Source organism: Bacillus sp. NEAU-CP5 (assembly GCF_026420705.1).
Lineage (GTDB): Bacteria > Bacillota > Bacilli > Bacillales > Bacillaceae > Bacillus > Bacillus velezensis.
In genome coordinates this window covers 550,596-565,334 of the sequence record NZ_JAPMOV010000002.1, presented here as the reverse complement: position 1 = coordinate 565,334, position 14,739 = coordinate 550,596, and the positions used below count along the sequence as shown (strand labels likewise).

The 14,739-nt window shown below is 44.9% G+C and carries 21 protein-coding genes; 15 read left to right on the top strand and 6 right to left on the bottom strand.

The window, feature by feature from the left end:
* Nucleotides 1-234 precede the first annotated feature (234 nt).
* The 3 genes from OTK50_RS07970 to sigK form a co-directional block, all read right to left on the bottom strand.
* The gene (locus OTK50_RS07970; RefSeq protein ID WP_224223684.1) at nucleotides 235-762 is read right to left on the bottom strand and encodes a PadR family transcriptional regulator; all 528 of its coding nucleotides are present in this window, start codon (nucleotides 760-762) and stop codon (nucleotides 235-237) included.
* Nucleotides 759-1,601, bottom strand: a complete 843-nt coding sequence (locus tag OTK50_RS07965; protein WP_224223683.1) for a sialate O-acetylesterase — start codon at nucleotides 1,599-1,601, stop codon at nucleotides 759-761. Before OTK50_RS07965 ends, OTK50_RS07970 begins: the two co-directional genes overlap by 4 nt.
* Before the next feature lie 472 nt (nucleotides 1,602-2,073).
* Nucleotides 2,074-2,796 carry an RNA polymerase sporulation sigma factor SigK gene (sigK, locus tag OTK50_RS07960; RefSeq protein ID WP_029326062.1) on the bottom strand — a complete coding sequence of 241 codons (723 nt, stop codon included), beginning with the start codon at nucleotides 2,794-2,796 and terminating at the stop codon, nucleotides 2,074-2,076.
* A gap of 458 nt (nucleotides 2,797-3,254) precedes the next feature.
* Between sigK and OTK50_RS07955 the strand changes: the two genes are divergently transcribed.
* Genes OTK50_RS07955 through OTK50_RS19855 form a run of 3 tightly spaced genes read left to right on the top strand, consistent with a single transcriptional unit; the run spans nucleotide 3,255 to nucleotide 4,854 of the window.
* Complete coding sequence (locus tag OTK50_RS07955; RefSeq protein WP_224223682.1) at nucleotides 3,255-4,511, top strand: MFS transporter; 1,257 nt, start codon at nucleotides 3,255-3,257, stop codon at nucleotides 4,509-4,511.
* Complete coding sequence (locus tag OTK50_RS07950; RefSeq protein ID WP_224223681.1) at nucleotides 4,477-4,677, top strand: hypothetical protein; 201 nt, start codon at nucleotides 4,477-4,479, stop codon at nucleotides 4,675-4,677. The genes OTK50_RS07955 and OTK50_RS07950 overlap by 35 nt, the downstream gene beginning before the upstream one ends.
* A gap of 39 nt (nucleotides 4,678-4,716) precedes the next feature.
* Nucleotides 4,717-4,854: a hypothetical protein gene (locus OTK50_RS19855; RefSeq protein WP_323135091.1), complete on the top strand. Its 138-nt coding sequence runs from the start codon at nucleotides 4,717-4,719 to the stop codon at nucleotides 4,852-4,854.
* A 38-nt stretch (nucleotides 4,855-4,892) separates the two neighbouring features.
* Here the strand turns inward: OTK50_RS19855 and OTK50_RS07945 are convergent, their stop codons facing one another.
* On the bottom strand, nucleotides 4,893-5,519 hold the full coding sequence (locus OTK50_RS07945) for a TVP38/TMEM64 family protein (RefSeq protein ID WP_012118035.1): 627 nt from the start codon (nucleotides 5,517-5,519) through the stop codon (nucleotides 4,893-4,895).
* A 237-nt stretch (nucleotides 5,520-5,756) separates the two neighbouring features.
* On the opposite strand from OTK50_RS07945, the gene OTK50_RS07940 reads away from it, so the two are divergent.
* The 3 genes from OTK50_RS07940 (at nucleotide 5,757) to OTK50_RS07930 (ending at nucleotide 7,503) form a co-directional block, all read left to right on the top strand.
* Nucleotides 5,757-6,491 carry a polysaccharide deacetylase family protein gene (locus OTK50_RS07940; protein ID WP_007612700.1) on the top strand — a complete coding sequence of 245 codons (735 nt, stop codon included), beginning with the start codon at nucleotides 5,757-5,759 and terminating at the stop codon, nucleotides 6,489-6,491.
* Between the two features lie 70 nt (nucleotides 6,492-6,561).
* Nucleotides 6,562-7,293 (top strand): SGNH/GDSL hydrolase family protein, encoded by a 732-nt coding sequence (locus tag OTK50_RS07935; RefSeq protein WP_045208461.1) that lies wholly within the window; start codon nucleotides 6,562-6,564, stop codon nucleotides 7,291-7,293.
* A 75-nt stretch (nucleotides 7,294-7,368) separates the two neighbouring features.
* Complete coding sequence (locus tag OTK50_RS07930; protein WP_254894354.1) at nucleotides 7,369-7,503, top strand: hypothetical protein; 135 nt, start codon at nucleotides 7,369-7,371, stop codon at nucleotides 7,501-7,503.
* Nucleotides 7,504-7,635: 132 nt separating this feature from the next.
* Here the strand turns inward: OTK50_RS07930 and OTK50_RS07925 are convergent, their stop codons facing one another.
* Nucleotides 7,636-7,776, bottom strand: coding sequence for a sporulation histidine kinase inhibitor Sda (locus tag OTK50_RS07925; protein ID WP_003152850.1), 141 nt, complete (start codon nucleotides 7,774-7,776; stop codon nucleotides 7,636-7,638).
* Nucleotides 7,777-8,133: 357 nt separating this feature from the next.
* Here OTK50_RS07925 and OTK50_RS07920 point away from each other — a divergent pair, with 357 nt between their 5' ends.
* Genes OTK50_RS07920 through OTK50_RS07885 form a run of 8 tightly spaced genes read left to right on the top strand, consistent with a single transcriptional unit; the run spans nucleotide 8,134 to nucleotide 13,139 of the window.
* Nucleotides 8,134-8,652, top strand: a complete 519-nt coding sequence (locus tag OTK50_RS07920) for a YqeG family HAD IIIA-type phosphatase (RefSeq protein WP_007408254.1) — start codon at nucleotides 8,134-8,136, stop codon at nucleotides 8,650-8,652.
* Between the two features lie 2 nt (nucleotides 8,653-8,654).
* Nucleotides 8,655-9,755 carry a ribosome biogenesis GTPase YqeH gene (gene yqeH, locus OTK50_RS07915; protein ID WP_033574151.1) on the top strand — a complete coding sequence of 367 codons (1,101 nt, stop codon included), beginning with the start codon at nucleotides 8,655-8,657 and terminating at the stop codon, nucleotides 9,753-9,755.
* A gap of 19 nt (nucleotides 9,756-9,774) precedes the next feature.
* Nucleotides 9,775-10,617: a shikimate dehydrogenase gene (gene aroE, locus OTK50_RS07910; RefSeq protein ID WP_032873946.1), complete on the top strand. Its 843-nt coding sequence runs from the start codon at nucleotides 9,775-9,777 to the stop codon at nucleotides 10,615-10,617.
* The gene (gene yhbY / locus OTK50_RS07905) at nucleotides 10,611-10,901 is read left to right on the top strand and encodes a ribosome assembly RNA-binding protein YhbY (protein ID WP_045208288.1); all 291 of its coding nucleotides are present in this window, start codon (nucleotides 10,611-10,613) and stop codon (nucleotides 10,899-10,901) included. The genes aroE and yhbY overlap by 7 nt, the downstream gene beginning before the upstream one ends.
* 10 nt (nucleotides 10,902-10,911) lie before the next feature.
* The gene (locus OTK50_RS07900; protein ID WP_007408258.1) at nucleotides 10,912-11,481 is read left to right on the top strand and encodes a nicotinate-nucleotide adenylyltransferase; all 570 of its coding nucleotides are present in this window, start codon (nucleotides 10,912-10,914) and stop codon (nucleotides 11,479-11,481) included.
* Nucleotides 11,471-12,031, top strand: a complete 561-nt coding sequence (yqeK, locus tag OTK50_RS07895; protein WP_014418422.1) for a bis(5'-nucleosyl)-tetraphosphatase (symmetrical) YqeK — start codon at nucleotides 11,471-11,473, stop codon at nucleotides 12,029-12,031. The genes OTK50_RS07900 and yqeK overlap by 11 nt, the downstream gene beginning before the upstream one ends.
* A gap of 17 nt (nucleotides 12,032-12,048) precedes the next feature.
* A complete protein-coding gene (gene rsfS / locus OTK50_RS07890; protein WP_007408260.1) occupies nucleotides 12,049-12,405 on the top strand; it encodes a ribosome silencing factor in 357 nt (118 codons plus the stop codon).
* Complete coding sequence (locus OTK50_RS07885) at nucleotides 12,402-13,139, top strand: class I SAM-dependent DNA methyltransferase (protein ID WP_015417856.1); 738 nt, start codon at nucleotides 12,402-12,404, stop codon at nucleotides 13,137-13,139. The genes rsfS and OTK50_RS07885 overlap by 4 nt, the downstream gene beginning before the upstream one ends.
* A gap of 68 nt (nucleotides 13,140-13,207) precedes the next feature.
* Here OTK50_RS07885 and comER read toward each other — a convergent pair whose 3' ends face one another.
* Complete coding sequence (gene comER / locus OTK50_RS07880; protein ID WP_012118027.1) at nucleotides 13,208-14,029, bottom strand: late competence protein ComER; 822 nt, start codon at nucleotides 14,027-14,029, stop codon at nucleotides 13,208-13,210.
* A gap of 58 nt (nucleotides 14,030-14,087) precedes the next feature.
* Here comER and OTK50_RS07875 point away from each other — a divergent pair, with 58 nt between their 5' ends.
* Nucleotides 14,088-14,702, top strand: a complete 615-nt coding sequence (locus tag OTK50_RS07875) for a helix-hairpin-helix domain-containing protein (RefSeq protein WP_045208286.1) — start codon at nucleotides 14,088-14,090, stop codon at nucleotides 14,700-14,702.
* Nucleotides 14,703-14,739 lie beyond the last annotated feature (37 nt).

Sequence of the window (14,739 nt, the reverse complement as noted above, 5' to 3'; positions counted from 1 at the left end):
AATACTGAATAGGTGTAAAAAGCGGTTATTCATACGGATTGAAAAAGAAGAACACGCAGCAGATTCACTTGCTCTTGTTGGGGGCAAGTGTTGACAACCCTATTACTGGTTTAATTAAAGAAGGAGTATAAAACCTGTATCAATGGTGTTACTAGATATCTGCGACACAGGTTTTATATGTAGGTAACTAATATTCTTATATATGTAACATTGCATTTTTTATTATGCAATAGTTCACTCTATTTCTGCTTTCAATTTCTCGAACCACTCTAAATTAACCAAGTGATGTGAACGGGAATTTTCGTTCATACGGCGAAAGTAATTGATTGTGCCGGGAATTTCTTGAGTGATGGACAGGTATTCGTCAAGGAGCTCGATTCGAGTTTTAGTCTGATCGATTTGTGATTGGATCAGATCCAGTAATTTACTTTTGTCGAATTCATCGGCAAAGAGTAACGCCCCATAAAATTGCAGGTTCACATATTCCGATTTGGTGCCGTATTTGATCATTAATTTTTCAAATTCTGCCCTTCCCGAATCTGTGACGTTAAAGTGACGGATTTCACGCCCGCTGGTTGAGGGTTTCTGCTGAATCTGTTCAATCAAACACTTTTCTTCAAGTTGCTGCAGATTGTAATAAAATGAACCTTTCGTGAAGTTAACAATGTATTTGTAATGACGTTTTTCCATTAAAGCCAGAAGTTCATAGCCGTGAGCTCCGGGGTTTTGGATGAGTAAGCCAAGGATAAGTAAGGGAATCATGGTTTCATCACCTTCGCCATCCGCGCCTCAAATTCCGCGTACGTGATTTTACCCGAAGCCAAATCCATACTATGAAGGTAAATCTGTTCTGTTTTAGAATAGTCACCATTCACTTTCAGTGATTGCTCCTCTCCCGAAATGGGTTTCAGGATATGGTGCTTTTCCGAAAAAGCCTCGAAATAGCGGTAACCGAATTTGCGTTGTGAAACTGCGTCAAAATGAATGCCATCAGGATTCGCAGTCAGACCTGCCGCAGTAACAAAATAACAATTCTGTTGTTCATTAGCAAAATGCAGCAATTGTTCATTAACCTGTCGAAATTCAGTCGCGTGCTGTCCAAAACCAGTCTTCCCAAGAAAGTCACCAAGCCCTCCAATAATCAACGGTACCTCATCAAGTTTCAACTCGTTTCTTAGCGTCTCGATGATAAGAGTTAATTTCTCGTAATAAGTTTCATGCAGCGAACGATAACTGTCACTCTCACCTTGGTGCCAAAGGATTCCGCAAATTTGACTGGACTGGAGGGCGAAGCGGGCTTCGGACAAAGCATGCTGAAAAAGGATGCCTTCCGGATGCCAGTCATTCAATGAACTGCCGCCTTCCGCACAAGGGATCAAGCCAATTTCTTCATCGGGATGAGCTTTCGACCAAGCATCTGCAAAAGATGCCGCCAAGCCAACGCCGGAAACCGGACGGTCGTAATTAATCGGCTCTGTCATCATCTGCCACTGTCCATTGCGCAGCATTTTTATTTTTTCATTATAGATAGGGTCTACTTCATTCAAAAATCCACGGCCCGCCATATTCGACTGCCCCAACATTAAAAAAGACTTTATCATTTAATTTTTCACTTCTTTACATCAATATTTTAGTCTAATTAGACTATAGTCAATTCAGCTTGTCTTGTAAAGTTTCAACTAGGTTTTATTTTTATTATTAGTATGTATGAAAAACAAACTAACATTGAAAATTTGGTGGATGTATTTGAGAATTAGCAAGTTCTTTTGCTTTAGGTCTTGATAAACAATGAAAAAACAACAAAAACCCTGTCATGTAAGGGTTCCTATGAGGTTCAAAATCATTTTTCGTAGGAAATACATTCAATGATAGGGGGAGCCCAAATGAAATGGATTGTTAAAAAGGGAGGGCTATGTTGAAGGGATTAAATATCAATAAAAAATTATTAAAAAGGTTAACGATTGTACTAATTCTATTCATTTGTTATGTTTTATTTTTAAATCCTGAAGTTATACTTGAGGAGCAATGTCCTAAAATGCAGAAAAAGCCGGGATGTCAGATCCGGCTTTTCGCTCACTTTCCCTTCTTCTTCCGCTTCTCCTTTTCCGCTCGATAAAACTCATGGAACATCTTCATCAATGCGCGTTTTTCAATCCGCGACACATAACTCCTTGAAATGCCGAGCTCCTTTGCGATCTCGCGCTGCGTTTTTTCTTTTTTTAAATCAAGCCCGAAGCGGCCGACGATGACTTCTTTTTCGCGGTCGTCTAAAATGTCGATATATTTTTTGACCTTTTCAAGTTCCATGTTGAGCTGAATAGTGTCGATCACATCTTCGCTTTCCGACTTGAGGACATCGATCAGGCTTATTTCATTCCCTTCTTTATCCTGGCCGATCGGATCATGAAGGGAGACGTCTTTTTTCGTTTTTTTCAATGCGCGCAGATGCATTAAAATCTCATTTTCAATACATCGTGCGGCATATGTGGCAAGCTTCGTGCCTTTTCCGGCTGAGTAGCTTTCAATTCCTTTGATCAGCCCGATTGTACCGATGGAGATCAGATCTTCTGCGTCCTCTCCCGTGTTTTCGAATTTTTTCACAATATGGGCGACTAAACGGAGATTATGTTCGATCAGCATGTTCCGGGCGTGTTCATCTCCTTCAGCCATAAGGTCTAAGTATTTTTTCTCCTCATTACTTGAGAGCGGTTGTGGAAAGGCATTATTTTTCACGTATGATACTAAAAACACAAGTTCTTTCACAATAAACCCGAGCGCTGCAAAAACACCTGTCACCGTCCTCACCTCCACAAAGTTATGTAGGCAATCGCCTATATGTAACTGTATGTGTCGGTAGGGCTGTTTGTGTCTGTACAGGGAAATTAATCAAAATCGGGTTTTATTTCTTACAGCCTCTTGATTTTTGCTGATTGAGCCTGTATATTGTTAAAAAAAGTAAGGGTGAAAACAATATAACCGAAAAGCGCTGAAGAGACGAGTAGACAGATATCATTCATGACAGAGAGCTCCGGGAGCTGTGAAGGAGTATGAATGGATGTGTTGAAACAAACCTCTTAGCTTCGCATCGGAATCATGCAACACGAGGATGATGCGGCGGATACTCCTGTTACCGAGTAAGCTTTGTACCCGGCAAGGCCGGCACCAAACCGAATTGAGGTGGCATAGCGGGCTGTTTCCCGTCCTCAAGACTTTATTGTCTTGAGGGCGTTTTTTATTTCTAAGGGAGGGATAAGATGAAAAACCTGAAGTCTTGGCGGTACCCGATGCTTCTGTTAACCGGAATCGGGATAGCAAATATTGGTGAATGGATTTATTTTTTGTCTCTTAATCTTATTGTCTTAAAAGAAACGGGGTCTGCTTTTGCGGTTTCCATCCTTTATTTAATCAGGCCTGCGGCTGTTTTGATGACAAATGGGTGGGCGGGGAGCATCATCGACCGGTGCAACAAACGGAATATGATGATGTCGCTTGATTTCATCCGGGCTGCATTCATTGCCGTTCTGCCGCTGATGTTTACTGCACGGTCTTTATTTTCCGTTTATTGTATCGTATTTTTGATTCAAATGGCCAATGCGATGTTTCGTCCGTGTTCCATGGCGTATGTGACGATGCTTATCCCGGCTGAAAGGAGAAAACGATTCAATTCACTAAGGGCTTTGTCGGAATCAGGGGCTTTTCTCCTCGGACCGGCTGCGGCCGGGCTGCTTTTTATTGCCGGCACGCCGATTTTTGCGATTTGGGTGAATGCGGCGGCTTTAGTGCTGTCCGGTTTCATTACGATGATGCTGCCGAACCTTGAAAATGGGCCTCACGTACATTCTCCCGCACAGAAGCTTTCTTTGGCAATATACAAAGAAGATTGGAAGCTCGTCTATCGCTTCAGCCGAACAGCGCGTAACGTCATGATCATTTATTTTTTATTCAGTCTGGTCATGACCGTTATGCCATCAGCGCTTGATTCGCTTGAAGCCGCTTTTGCAAAAGAGGTTCTTCAGCTGACTGATGCCGATTACGGTTTTCTCGTCAGTGTCTCAGGGGCAGGCATTATTGCGGGAGCGCTTGTCAATGTGTTCTTTAATAAAAAAATGCCGGCTTCTTTATTGATGGGAATGGGCTCTTTATTCACAGCGGCCGGATATATGATTTATGCGTTTTCTGACGTTTTTTGGACGGCTGCTTTCGGATTTTTCCTTCTCGCTTTTTTTCTGGCGTTTGCCAATACAGGCTTTCTGACGTTTTATCAAAAGAATGTTCCGGTGGACATCATGGGAAGAGTGGGGAGCTTTTATTCATTAGTCGAAGCTATCTTCATTATAGTGGTAACGGCGTTTTTCGGAGCGGCTTCTGTCAGTTCTTCCGTCCGCGGCATTGTCATCGCAGGCGCTGCTGTTATGCTGGCGTTGGCAGCCGTTTTATGCTCGTTCTTATTTGCGGCCGCAAAAAGGAGGACTTCTGATGTATTTCAAGCGGATCAATTTAAACAAACATAAAGAGACGGCCGTTTCATTTCGTGAGGATTCGTTTTTCGTCAGCTTTGGCACGGCGGATCATTTTAATAAGGATGAATATCTCAGGTGGCTGTCATCCCAAATCAAATGCTTTCCCGACGGTTTTATGCTGCTTTTTCATAACGGGCAGCCGATCGGACAGCTTTAAGCTTCCATCAAATTTTACCGCAGCCAAAAAATCGGTTATGTGCACCTTTACTATATTGCTGAGCAGCAGAGGGGAAGGGGGTGCGGAACGAAACTGCATCAATACGTGAGTCAGTTTTTCAGAGCGGCTTTGTCATTTTATAGAAAGAAAAATATGGTAGTGGTCGGTTCAGAATGAGAGGAGCCGTACCGCCGGAATAGGGGGCGGTACGCGCTTCATTTTTTCGTTGTTTTTAAAAGTCCGGGAAACTTCTTATAAATGACCGCCATTAAGACGAGCATATACATTCCGTAAATCCCGAAAGACAGCAGTTTGTTGCTTGTAAATGAAGCGCCTGCGACCGTCACGATCACAATGTTCGGAATTTTGCCGAGCACCGACGCAGAAAAAAAGATCGGCCATCGGATATTACTCAGCCCGCAGACGGTATTCATGGCAAGCGACGGTATAATCGGAATCAGCCGCCCGAAAAGCACCGCCGTAAACGCGTGCTGATGAAATGAATCTTCATATTGGGCCGCGGCCGGGTAAGCCAGCAGCTTTTTTCTGGCCCAGTCTCTGAATCCGTACCGGACGAGAAAAAACAATGCCATTGTTCCGAGCATCGCGCCTGACAATGTAATCCACACCCCGTTTACAATCCCGAAAACCGCTCCGTTTAAGGCCGCGATAATGGCGAATGGAACGATCGGAAAAAATACGTCAGCTGCGACCAGAAGGATACTCATAAGCACGGCGTACATGCCGCCCGCGCGAATCATGCTGAGCCAGACGTCTTTTTGCATAAAGCCGATCATCACGACAGCAATGATGACGGCAAGACTGAATCCCTTTTTTATCATCTGCACGTTCACCTCTTTTTCAAATAGTATACAGCACAAATCTATCTCCTTCTATTAAAATAAGCTGTCCGATAAGCGTATTTGATTTATCAGCATTTGCCGTTTGATGAGAAACGGCTGGCACCCGGGTTTGGACAAAAACAAGCGGGAAGCGGGTGATGTGCATCATTTGATGCAGAGAATGATTTTTTATAAAAGGGGACACGTTAACAGTAGTGTTTACTGGAGGTGTAAACGTTGAGATGCTTTCATCTGATCATCATGATATGCGTCCTCACGAGTCTCACTGCCGTGTCCGCCGATGCGAAATCTTTAAAAAGAAGTGACATGGAGAAAACGGGAAACGTGTACTGGGATATAAGGTCTGAAAAAAAGAAACTATCTTTAACCTTCGATGACGGCCCCCATCCTGTCTATACGGAGGCTGTGTTAGACGTGCTGAAACAGCACAATGTTAAAGCAACCTTTTTTTGTGTCGGGAGCCGTATAGACAAATACCCCATAACGGCAAAACGCATCGTTGAAGAAGGGCATGAAATCGGCAACCATACGATGAACCATGTTTATTTTCACCGACTGAAACGCAAAGACATTTTACAAGAGCTTCACAGCTCAGCGCATCATATCACATCGCTGCAGCCGGAAGGGGACAAGTTATTCCGCCCGCCGGGAGGGTCGCTGAATCATACGGCTTTCAAAAGCATCTTAAAAGAGGGCTATCATATCATCATGTGGTCATGGAACCAAGATCCGAGGGACTGGAAAAGGCCCGGGAAAGGAAAAATCGTCAGGCACGTTGTTTCACATGCCAGAGATGGAGATATCGTTCTTCTGCATGATGGCGGAGGAAACCGGCGCCAGACGGTTGAGGCTTTGAAAGAAATCATTCCCAAGCTGAAAAAGCAGGGCTACACGTTTGTTAAGGTTTCGGATTTGATCGGACAGGATTCCGGTCCTTTTCATATCCAGTAAAGAGAGCGCCGCGTTGAAAGCCGCCAAAGAGATGTGTACCATAGGAGGTAAGGTTTGGGGGGGAGAGAAAATGAAGTTTGCTGTTCTTTTTATTACGATAATCTGTCTGTTATCAGGATGCGCCGCGGGCAAAGAAAAAAGTGTTGTCGCATTCGGCGACAGCAATACGCGCGGTTCCAACTGGGATTATCGTGATTATCCGAAGGCGCAGCAGTGGGTAAACATATTAAAGACAGCGGAACGCGGCCGTCTTACGGTTATAAATGCGGGAATAGGCGGCCAGACGACTGAGGATGCGCGCCTGCGCTTTCAAAGCGACGTGCTGGAGCGTAAGCCCCAATATTTATTTATCATGTTCGGGACAAATGATGCGGGCATTTTGACGGGCGATCAGCCGCGGGTATCAAAGAAACGGTTTAAAGAAAACCTGACTTATTTCATAAACGAAAGCAGAAATCACGGCATAAAGCCGATTTTAATGACGTGCATCCCGGTTATAGAAGGAAACGGAACGCATCATCTCTATTACTATTCGAGATATAAAGCCTCAGCCTTTAAAGAAAAAGGCGGTGCGAGAAAATGGCATAATTCCTATAACAGCGTTACGAGGCAGGTTGCAGCTGAGTTGAAAGTGCCGCTGGTGGATAACTGGAAACACTTTATACGCGCGGACGGCGGCAAAGATACAGACCGGGCGCTGATCCAATCCGGACTGATAGATCCTTCCGGAAATCATATGACGCCAAAAGGCGCCAGAATCTTAATTGAAGGCATAAAAAATGGGCGGGTTTTGGAACGCTGACGCCGTCAGCTGCCTAAACCGTTTTGCTTCTGCTTCATAGGCTGTAGAAAAAACATCTTTTTGGAGGCGATTGCTATGAACCGCGGTTTCCCTCCGCAACATCCTGTATGCCCGCCTCCTCGGGTGAATGCGGGGTACTGGTACGCATTTTTTGTTGTGCTGCTCGTCGTCATTCTCGTCCTGGGCGGTCTGTATTGGTTCAATATATAGCAGCCGTCCTCTTAAACACCTCTATTTTAGGGGTGTTTTTTGTTGAAAGTGGTAGTAATGCGCATAACCGAAGTGATATAATATCAGTCATCTGAGTAAAAAAAGGAAATTCGCCCGGGAACTTTTTTCTGTTTAAGAAGAAACGGAAATAATGTGTCCGAGCGATCTTCTTTTGATTTCGTTTTCAATTAACTCGATAAATTCACGGCTCAAATTCATTTCATTGGCTTTGAAATAAGATTCTATTAGTAATTCATCAGAAAGCTTTCTCATGCCGGGGACCCAATTAATGGGAGTGGCACCTCCTTACAATTGTAATCAATCATCAGACGCAAGCATATGATGGAAGGTTGCGTTTCAATCATGGTGAGGTTATCTTTAATCTACCATGAAATACAAATAAGAACAATCGTTCTGTTATCCACACTCGTAAGTGGATAACTTGTTAGTATCTTGTTTATAATCTGGATAAATCCGGATGTAATAAGAGTGGATAATGTGTGTAATTTTATCCACAACTGGTGAAGAAACCCAATTTTTGTCGAAATTTTTTTACTGTGTCCGACTTTGTTTTTAAATCTGACAGGTTTCGACATATAGATGATAGAAAGAAAAGGAAGGGTGCGGGTTTTGTTAAAAAAGTTTTTTTTACCTGACGAATTTGTGAAAAATATATTTCATATCACACCGGAAAAGCTCAAAGAACGCAATGTGAAAGGGATTATTACAGACCTTGACAACACGCTTGTGGAGTGGGACAGACCGAGTGCGACACCTCGATTAATCGAGTGGTTTGAAGAAATGAAGGAGCACGGCATTAAAGTCACGATCGTCTCCAATAATAATGAACGAAGAGTGAAATTATTCTCGGAGCCGCTTGGCATACCGTTTATTTATAAGGCAAGAAAACCGATGGGGCGCGCCTTTAAAAGAGCCGTCAGCAGCATGGATCTGAAAAAAGAAGACTGTGTGGTCATCGGCGATCAGCTGCTTACTGATGTTCTCGGCGGAAACAGAAACGGGTATCATACGATCCTCGTCGTGCCTGTCGCTTCCTCTGACGGAGTCATGACGCGCTTTAACCGCCGGATTGAACGGAGAATATTGAGTTCTTTGAAACGTAAAGGCCATATTCAGTGGGAGGATTAGAAATGGAAAAGGTTGTTTGCATCGGCTGCGGAGTAACGATCCAAACCGAGGATAAACAAGGTCTCGGATACGCGCCAAAGGCATCTCTCACAAAGGAGAATGTCATCTGCCAGCGCTGCTTCAGACTGAAAAATTACAATGAAATTCAAGATGTTTCATTAACGGATGATGACTTTTTAAATATCTTGCACACAATCGGCGATACTGACTCTCTTATTGTCAAAGTCGTTGATATTTTTGATTTTAACGGAAGCTGGATAAACGGGCTGAACCGCTTTGTCGGCGGTAATCCGATCATTCTTGTCGGTAATAAGGCCGATATCCTGCCGAAATCCGTAAAACGGGAACGGCTCGTTCAATGGATGAAACGCGAAGCGAAAGAATACGGCTTAAAACCCCTTGATGTCTTTTTAATCAGCGCTTCCCGCGGACAAGGGATGAAAGAAGTCATTGACGCCATTGAACATTACCGCGAAGGCCGCGATGTGTATGTGGTGGGCTGTACCAATGTCGGCAAATCCACATTTATCAACCGGATTATTAAAGAGGTCTCAGGGGAAGAGAATATTATTACTACCTCTCAATTTCCGGGCACGACGCTTGATGCGATTGAAATCCCGCTTGATGACGGATCTGCGCTTTATGATACGCCGGGAATCATTAACCATCACCAGATGGCGCATTACGTGGACAAGCGTGACTTAAAGGTGCTGACACCGAAAAAAGAACTGAAGCCGCGCACTTTTCAGCTGAATGAAAAACAAACGCTTTATTTCGGCGGGCTTGCCCGGTTTGACTATGTATCAGGCGATAAAACGGCGTTTGTCTGCTATATGCCGAATGAATTGATGATTCACAGAACAAAGCTTGAAAATGCTGATGCCTTATACGAAAAGCATGCGGGAGAACTGCTTACCCCGCCCGGAAAAGATCATTTGGATGAATTTCCGGAGCTTACACCCCATACGTTTTCGATTAAAGAAGGAAAGACGGATATCGTTTTTTCCGGTCTCGGCTGGGTCACGGTGCAGCAAGCAGATAAAAAAATAACGGCATACGCTCCGAAAGGCGTACACGTATTTGTCCGCCGTTCATTAATATAGAGAGAAGGGGAGAGGGAGCATGAAACAATTGTACGGAGTAATCGGAAATCCGATCGGGCATTCAATGTCACCCGATATTCATAACGCGGCTTTGCAAGATAAGAACATCAACGGGCAGTATTTTGCGTTTCAGGTGGAACCTCATCATCTCAAGGACGCCGTTAACGGAATCAAGGCGCTTGGCATCTGCGGAGTGAACGTCACAGTCCCGCATAAAGTCGCGATCATGGAGCATCTGGATGAAATACATGAAAGCGCGAAAGTACTCGGGGCCGTAAATACCGTCAAAAGAGAGGGAGACAGGCTCATCGGGTATAATACTGACGGAGATGGGTTTTATAAATCCTTAGTCAAAGTATTGGACAAACCGATATCAGAGCTCTCCATCCTTATGATTGGGGCGGGAGGAGCGGCAAGAGCGATTTTTACGACGATCGTCCGCAGAGAGCCGAAACAATTTGACGTTTGCAACCGCACGCCGGAAAAAGCAGAAAGTCTGATTGCGGCTGCTCCCTCTTTTCAGCAGAAACGCGTCCTTACTTTAAAAGAAGCTGAAAATCAGCTTGAACAATATGACGTCATTATTCATACAACATCTGTCGGCATGTATCCGAAAACGGATGCCGTGCCGCTCTCATTGGAACGGGCCAAAACGGGCGCCATCGTTTGTGATATCGTATACAACCCGATTCAAACGGCGTTCTTAAAAGAAGCTGAAAAAAGAGGTTTAACAACCCTTGACGGTGTCGGCATGTTTGTGGAACAGGCCGCACTGTCTTTCAAGCTGTGGACGGAACAAGAGCCTGACAGCGGCTTAATGAGAGCAATTGTTGAAGGAAAACTAGGAGGAACACAATGTTAACAGGAAAACAAAAACGGTTTTTGCGTTCACAAGCGCATCATTTAACGCCTATTTTTCAAGTGGGAAAAGGCGGAGTCAACGAAAACATGGTGAAACAGATTGCCGAGGCTTTAGAAGCAAGAGAGCTGATTAAAGTCAGCGTGCTTCAAAACTGCGAAGACGATAAAAATGATGTCGCAGAAGCCCTTGTGAAAGGCACCCGCTCACAATTGGTGCAGACGATCGGAAATACGATCGTATTGTATAAGGAGTCAAAGGAAAATAAACAAATCGAGCTTCCGTAAGGTGGTTGACATGAAGAAAATCGGAATATTCGGGGGCACATTTGACCCTCCGCACAACGGACATCTTCTGATGGCTAATGAAGTCCTTCATCAGGCGGAGCTCGATGAGATTTGGTTTATGCCCAATAAAATCCCTCCGCATAAGCAGAATGAAGACTTTACAGACAGCCGGCACCGGGTGGAGATGCTGAAGCTTGCCATCAGCTCGAATTCCGGCTTTAAGCTTGAGCTTGCGGAAATGGATCGGAAAGGCCCTTCTTATACCTATGATACTGTCCGTTTACTGAAGGAGCGGCACCCGAACGACAAGCTTTTCTTTATTATCGGGGCGGATATGATTGAATATCTGCCGAAATGGTACAAACTGGACGAACTGCTCACGCTCATTCAATTTATCGGAGTGCGGCGCCCGGGGTATCATATTGAGACCCCGTACCCGCTGCTTTTTGCCGACGTTCCGGAATTTGACGTTTCGTCAACGATGCTGAGAGAACGTCTCAAAGCAAAAAAGCCGACGCAATACTTAATGCCGGATAAAGTGAGGCAGTATATAGAGGAGAATGATTTATATGAATCGTGAGGAAGCACTTGCCTGCGTCAAAGAACAGCTGACCGAGCATCGCTACATCCACACAATCGGCGTGACAGATACGGCGGTTATTCTCGCAGGCCGGTTCGGAGCAGACCCGAAAAAAGCGGAAATGGCGGCCATTTTTCATGATTATGCGAAATTCCGGCCGAAAGAAGAAATGAAGCAGATCATCGTGCGGGAAAAAATGCCGGCTGAGCTCTTGGATTACAACGCCGAGCTGTGGCATGCCCCTGTGGGAGCGTATCTGGCTGAGAAAGAAGCGGGGATCACTGATCCTGAGATCTTGGATGCAATCCGCTATCACACGTCAGGGCGTCCCGGAATGACCCTTTTAGACAAAGTCATTTACGTTGCGGATTACATTGAACCCGGCCGCCATTTTCCCGGAGTGGAAGAGGTGCGTCGTCTGGCGGAAACAGATCTGAACGAAGCGCTCATACAAGCAATGAAAAATACAATGATATTTCTGATGAAAAAAAACCAGCCGGTCTTTCCGGAGACGTTTGCAACCTATAATTGGCTGGTGTCTCAAAATTGACAGGAGGAATTTGAAGAATGAATCAAGCTTCCGTATTAAAAATCGCGGCAAAAGCATGCGACGATAAACGTGCAGAAGATATTTTAGCGCTGGACATGGAAGGAATCTCACTTATAGCGGATTACTTTTTAATCTGCCACGGGAATTCTGATAAGCAGGTTCAGGCAATTGCGCGTGAAATTAAAGATCAGGCAGAAGAAAACGGCATTGATGTCAAAAAGATGGAAGGGTTTGATGAGGCCCGCTGGATTTTAGTTGATCTCGGCGACGTCATTGTCCACGTTTTCCATAAAGATGAAAGAAGCTACTACAATCTTGAAAAGCTATGGGGCGACGCGCCGCTCGCAGAGCTTGAGCTCGGCTTGAACTCATGATTTACCAAGGCTTCGCCGGCGTATATGACGAGTTAATGTCACATGCGCCGTATGATGAATGGGCGGGCTGGATCGAAGCATCTCTTCCGGAAAAGGGAAGGGTGCTTGATCTTGCCTGCGGAACCGGAGAAATATCCATCAGGCTTGCTGAAAAAGGCTGCGAAGTCACGGGGATTGATTTGAGTGAAGATATGCTGAGCTGTGCCCAGCAGAAAAAAACGGGAAAGCCGATTCTTTTTCTCCAGCAGGATATGAGAGAGCTTTCCGGTTTTGAAGAACAGTTTGATGCCGTTGTCATCTGCTGTGATTCCCTTAATTACTTAAAAACGAAAAATGATGTCTTAAGCACCTTCAAAAGTGTTTTTCAAGTTTTGAAGGAGGGCGGCCTGCTTCTGTTTGACGTCCATTCCCCATTTAAAATGACGGAGCTTTTTCCGGACAGCACCCATGCGGATCAGGATGAGCAGATTAGCTATATTTGGCAAAGCTTTGCCGGCGATGAAGAGCTTTCTGTCATCCATGATATGTCCTTTTTCGTATGGAACGGACAATCTTATGACCGTTATGACGAGACGCATGAGCAAAAAACATTTTACATTGAAGAATATGAACAAATGCTTGCAGAGACCGGATTTGAACTGAAGAAGGTGACGGCTGATTTTACAGACCGGCCTCCTTCAACAGAGTCTGAACGTCTTTTCTTCACGGCAGGCAAACCAAAAACCATCGTTTAAACGGAACGATGGTTTTTAAAATGCATTTTTTGCGATTGGTGCGCTAAAGTACTTTATGGCATACTCAGTTACACGTGAAATTGCTTCTTCACTAACGATATATCTTCATCGTATTTGTCATGTGTACGCTGAAAGACACGGTTGAACATATCCTGAACACCGCTTTCGAGAGCCTTCAGTCCTTCCCCGGTGACGCCGCCTTTTACGCATACTTTTTCCTGCAAGGCGGGAAGCGTGTAATGCCCTGTTTCCAGAAGCTTTCCGAGACCGACAAGCATTTCCGTCGACATAATTACGGCTTCTTCTTTGGTGATGTCCGTTTCTTCCACTGCCGCGTCAATAAAGCGCTGAACGAGATAACTCATAAAAGCGGGCCCACAGCTGACAATGTCTGACGCCGCTCTTGTAATGCCGCTGCTGATTTCCACAGGTTTTGAAATATGAGTGAACAGCGTTTGAATATCCGCTTTTGCAGACTCGCTGCAGCTTTTGCCGAACGTAACAAGCGAGACGCCGGCCAAGGCGCGGTTCGTAATGCTCGGAATGACGCGGGCCGTCTGACACGGAACCGTATGTTCAATCTGATCCGTCTGAACGGGACTGGTAATGGAGATTAAAATGTGATCTTTCCGTAAATGCGGTGTGAGTTTCTTCAGCAAAGGATATATATCCAGCGGTTTTACACAAATGAATATTATTTCATTTTCCTGTACGAGCTTTTCCTGATCCTCGGTGACATGGATGCCGCTGAAACGTTCTTTTAGTTTTAATGCTTTTTCGATTGTTCTGTTTGTGATGGTGATATGTGAGGGATCGGCAGCGTTTGATTCGATAAACGATTCAATCAGGATCGTTCCCATGTTTCCGGTGCCGATAAAGCCTATTTTCAATGAATTCCCCTCCTTTTTCCCTTAATCCTCTAAACCTTATGCGGGGAGGCAATGCAATATGACGAAAGCGATGATGACGGAGCGGCTGCGGCGGAACCTGAAAATTCTGGGCGCTTGTCTTGTAGCAGGGGCGGTTTTTATCTGCATTTGGCTGTTTCGTTCTGAAAAGGAAGAGCCGGTCAAACAGCAGTCCGTGCTCGGCCAAACAGCCTCAGCATCCGTCGCGGACAAAAAAGACACCACAGACGACAAGATTATGATTGATGTGAAAGGCGCGGTCCGAAATCCCGGCGTGTATGAAATGAAAGCGGGAGACAGAGTGACGCAAGCCATTGAAAAAGCCGGCGGTCTGAAGAAAAAGGCGGATGAATTGAAAGTTAATTTAGCAGAGCAGCTGCAGGACGGGACGATTGTTTATATTCCGAGTGAAGGCGAAGAGGAGAATCGCCCGAAAACAGCAGCGGGTGAAAAGGAGAATGCAGCTGTCAATATCAATACGGCATCTCTGGACGAACTTCAGGTGATTTCCGGGGTGGGGCAGAAAAAAGCGGAAGCGATTATCGCCTACCGAGAAGAAAAAGGACGGTTTCAGACTGCTGAAGATTTGATGAATGTATCAGGCTTTGGAGAAAAGTCATTTGAGCGGATAAAAACTTCCATTACGGTAAAGTGAATTGACGGTTCTGCTTAAATCTATGTAAACTTAGAAA

Coding starts and splice junctions, on each gene's coding strand:
- OTK50_RS07970 (WP_224223684.1), bottom strand. CDS start 762: ATGATTCCCTTACTTATCCTTGGCTTACTCATCCAAAACCCCGGAGCT.
- OTK50_RS07965 (WP_224223683.1), bottom strand. CDS start 1,601: ATGATAAAGTCTTTTTTAATGTTGGGGCAGTCGAATATGGCGGGCCGT.
- OTK50_RS07955 (WP_224223682.1), top strand. CDS start 3,255: ATGAAAAACCTGAAGTCTTGGCGGTACCCGATGCTTCTGTTAACCGGA.
- OTK50_RS07950 (WP_224223681.1), top strand. CDS start 4,477: ATGTATTTCAAGCGGATCAATTTAAACAAACATAAAGAGACGGCCGTT.
- OTK50_RS07945 (WP_012118035.1), bottom strand. CDS start 5,519: ATGATAAAAAAGGGATTCAGTCTTGCCGTCATCATTGCTGTCGTGATG.
- OTK50_RS07935 (WP_045208461.1), top strand. CDS start 6,562: ATGAAGTTTGCTGTTCTTTTTATTACGATAATCTGTCTGTTATCAGGA.
- OTK50_RS07930 (WP_254894354.1), top strand. CDS start 7,369: ATGAACCGCGGTTTCCCTCCGCAACATCCTGTATGCCCGCCTCCTCGG.
- OTK50_RS07925 (WP_003152850.1), bottom strand. CDS start 7,776: ATGAGAAAGCTTTCTGATGAATTACTAATAGAATCTTATTTCAAAGCC.
- yqeH (WP_033574151.1), top strand. CDS start 8,655: ATGGAAAAGGTTGTTTGCATCGGCTGCGGAGTAACGATCCAAACCGAG.
- aroE (WP_032873946.1), top strand. CDS start 9,775: ATGAAACAATTGTACGGAGTAATCGGAAATCCGATCGGGCATTCAATG.
- yhbY (WP_045208288.1), top strand. CDS start 10,611: ATGTTAACAGGAAAACAAAAACGGTTTTTGCGTTCACAAGCGCATCAT.
- OTK50_RS07900 (WP_007408258.1), top strand. CDS start 10,912: ATGAAGAAAATCGGAATATTCGGGGGCACATTTGACCCTCCGCACAAC.
- yqeK (WP_014418422.1), top strand. CDS start 11,471: ATGAATCGTGAGGAAGCACTTGCCTGCGTCAAAGAACAGCTGACCGAG.
- rsfS (WP_007408260.1), top strand. CDS start 12,049: ATGAATCAAGCTTCCGTATTAAAAATCGCGGCAAAAGCATGCGACGAT.
- OTK50_RS07885 (WP_015417856.1), top strand. CDS start 12,402: ATGATTTACCAAGGCTTCGCCGGCGTATATGACGAGTTAATGTCACAT.
- OTK50_RS07875 (WP_045208286.1), top strand. CDS start 14,088: ATGACGAAAGCGATGATGACGGAGCGGCTGCGGCGGAACCTGAAAATT.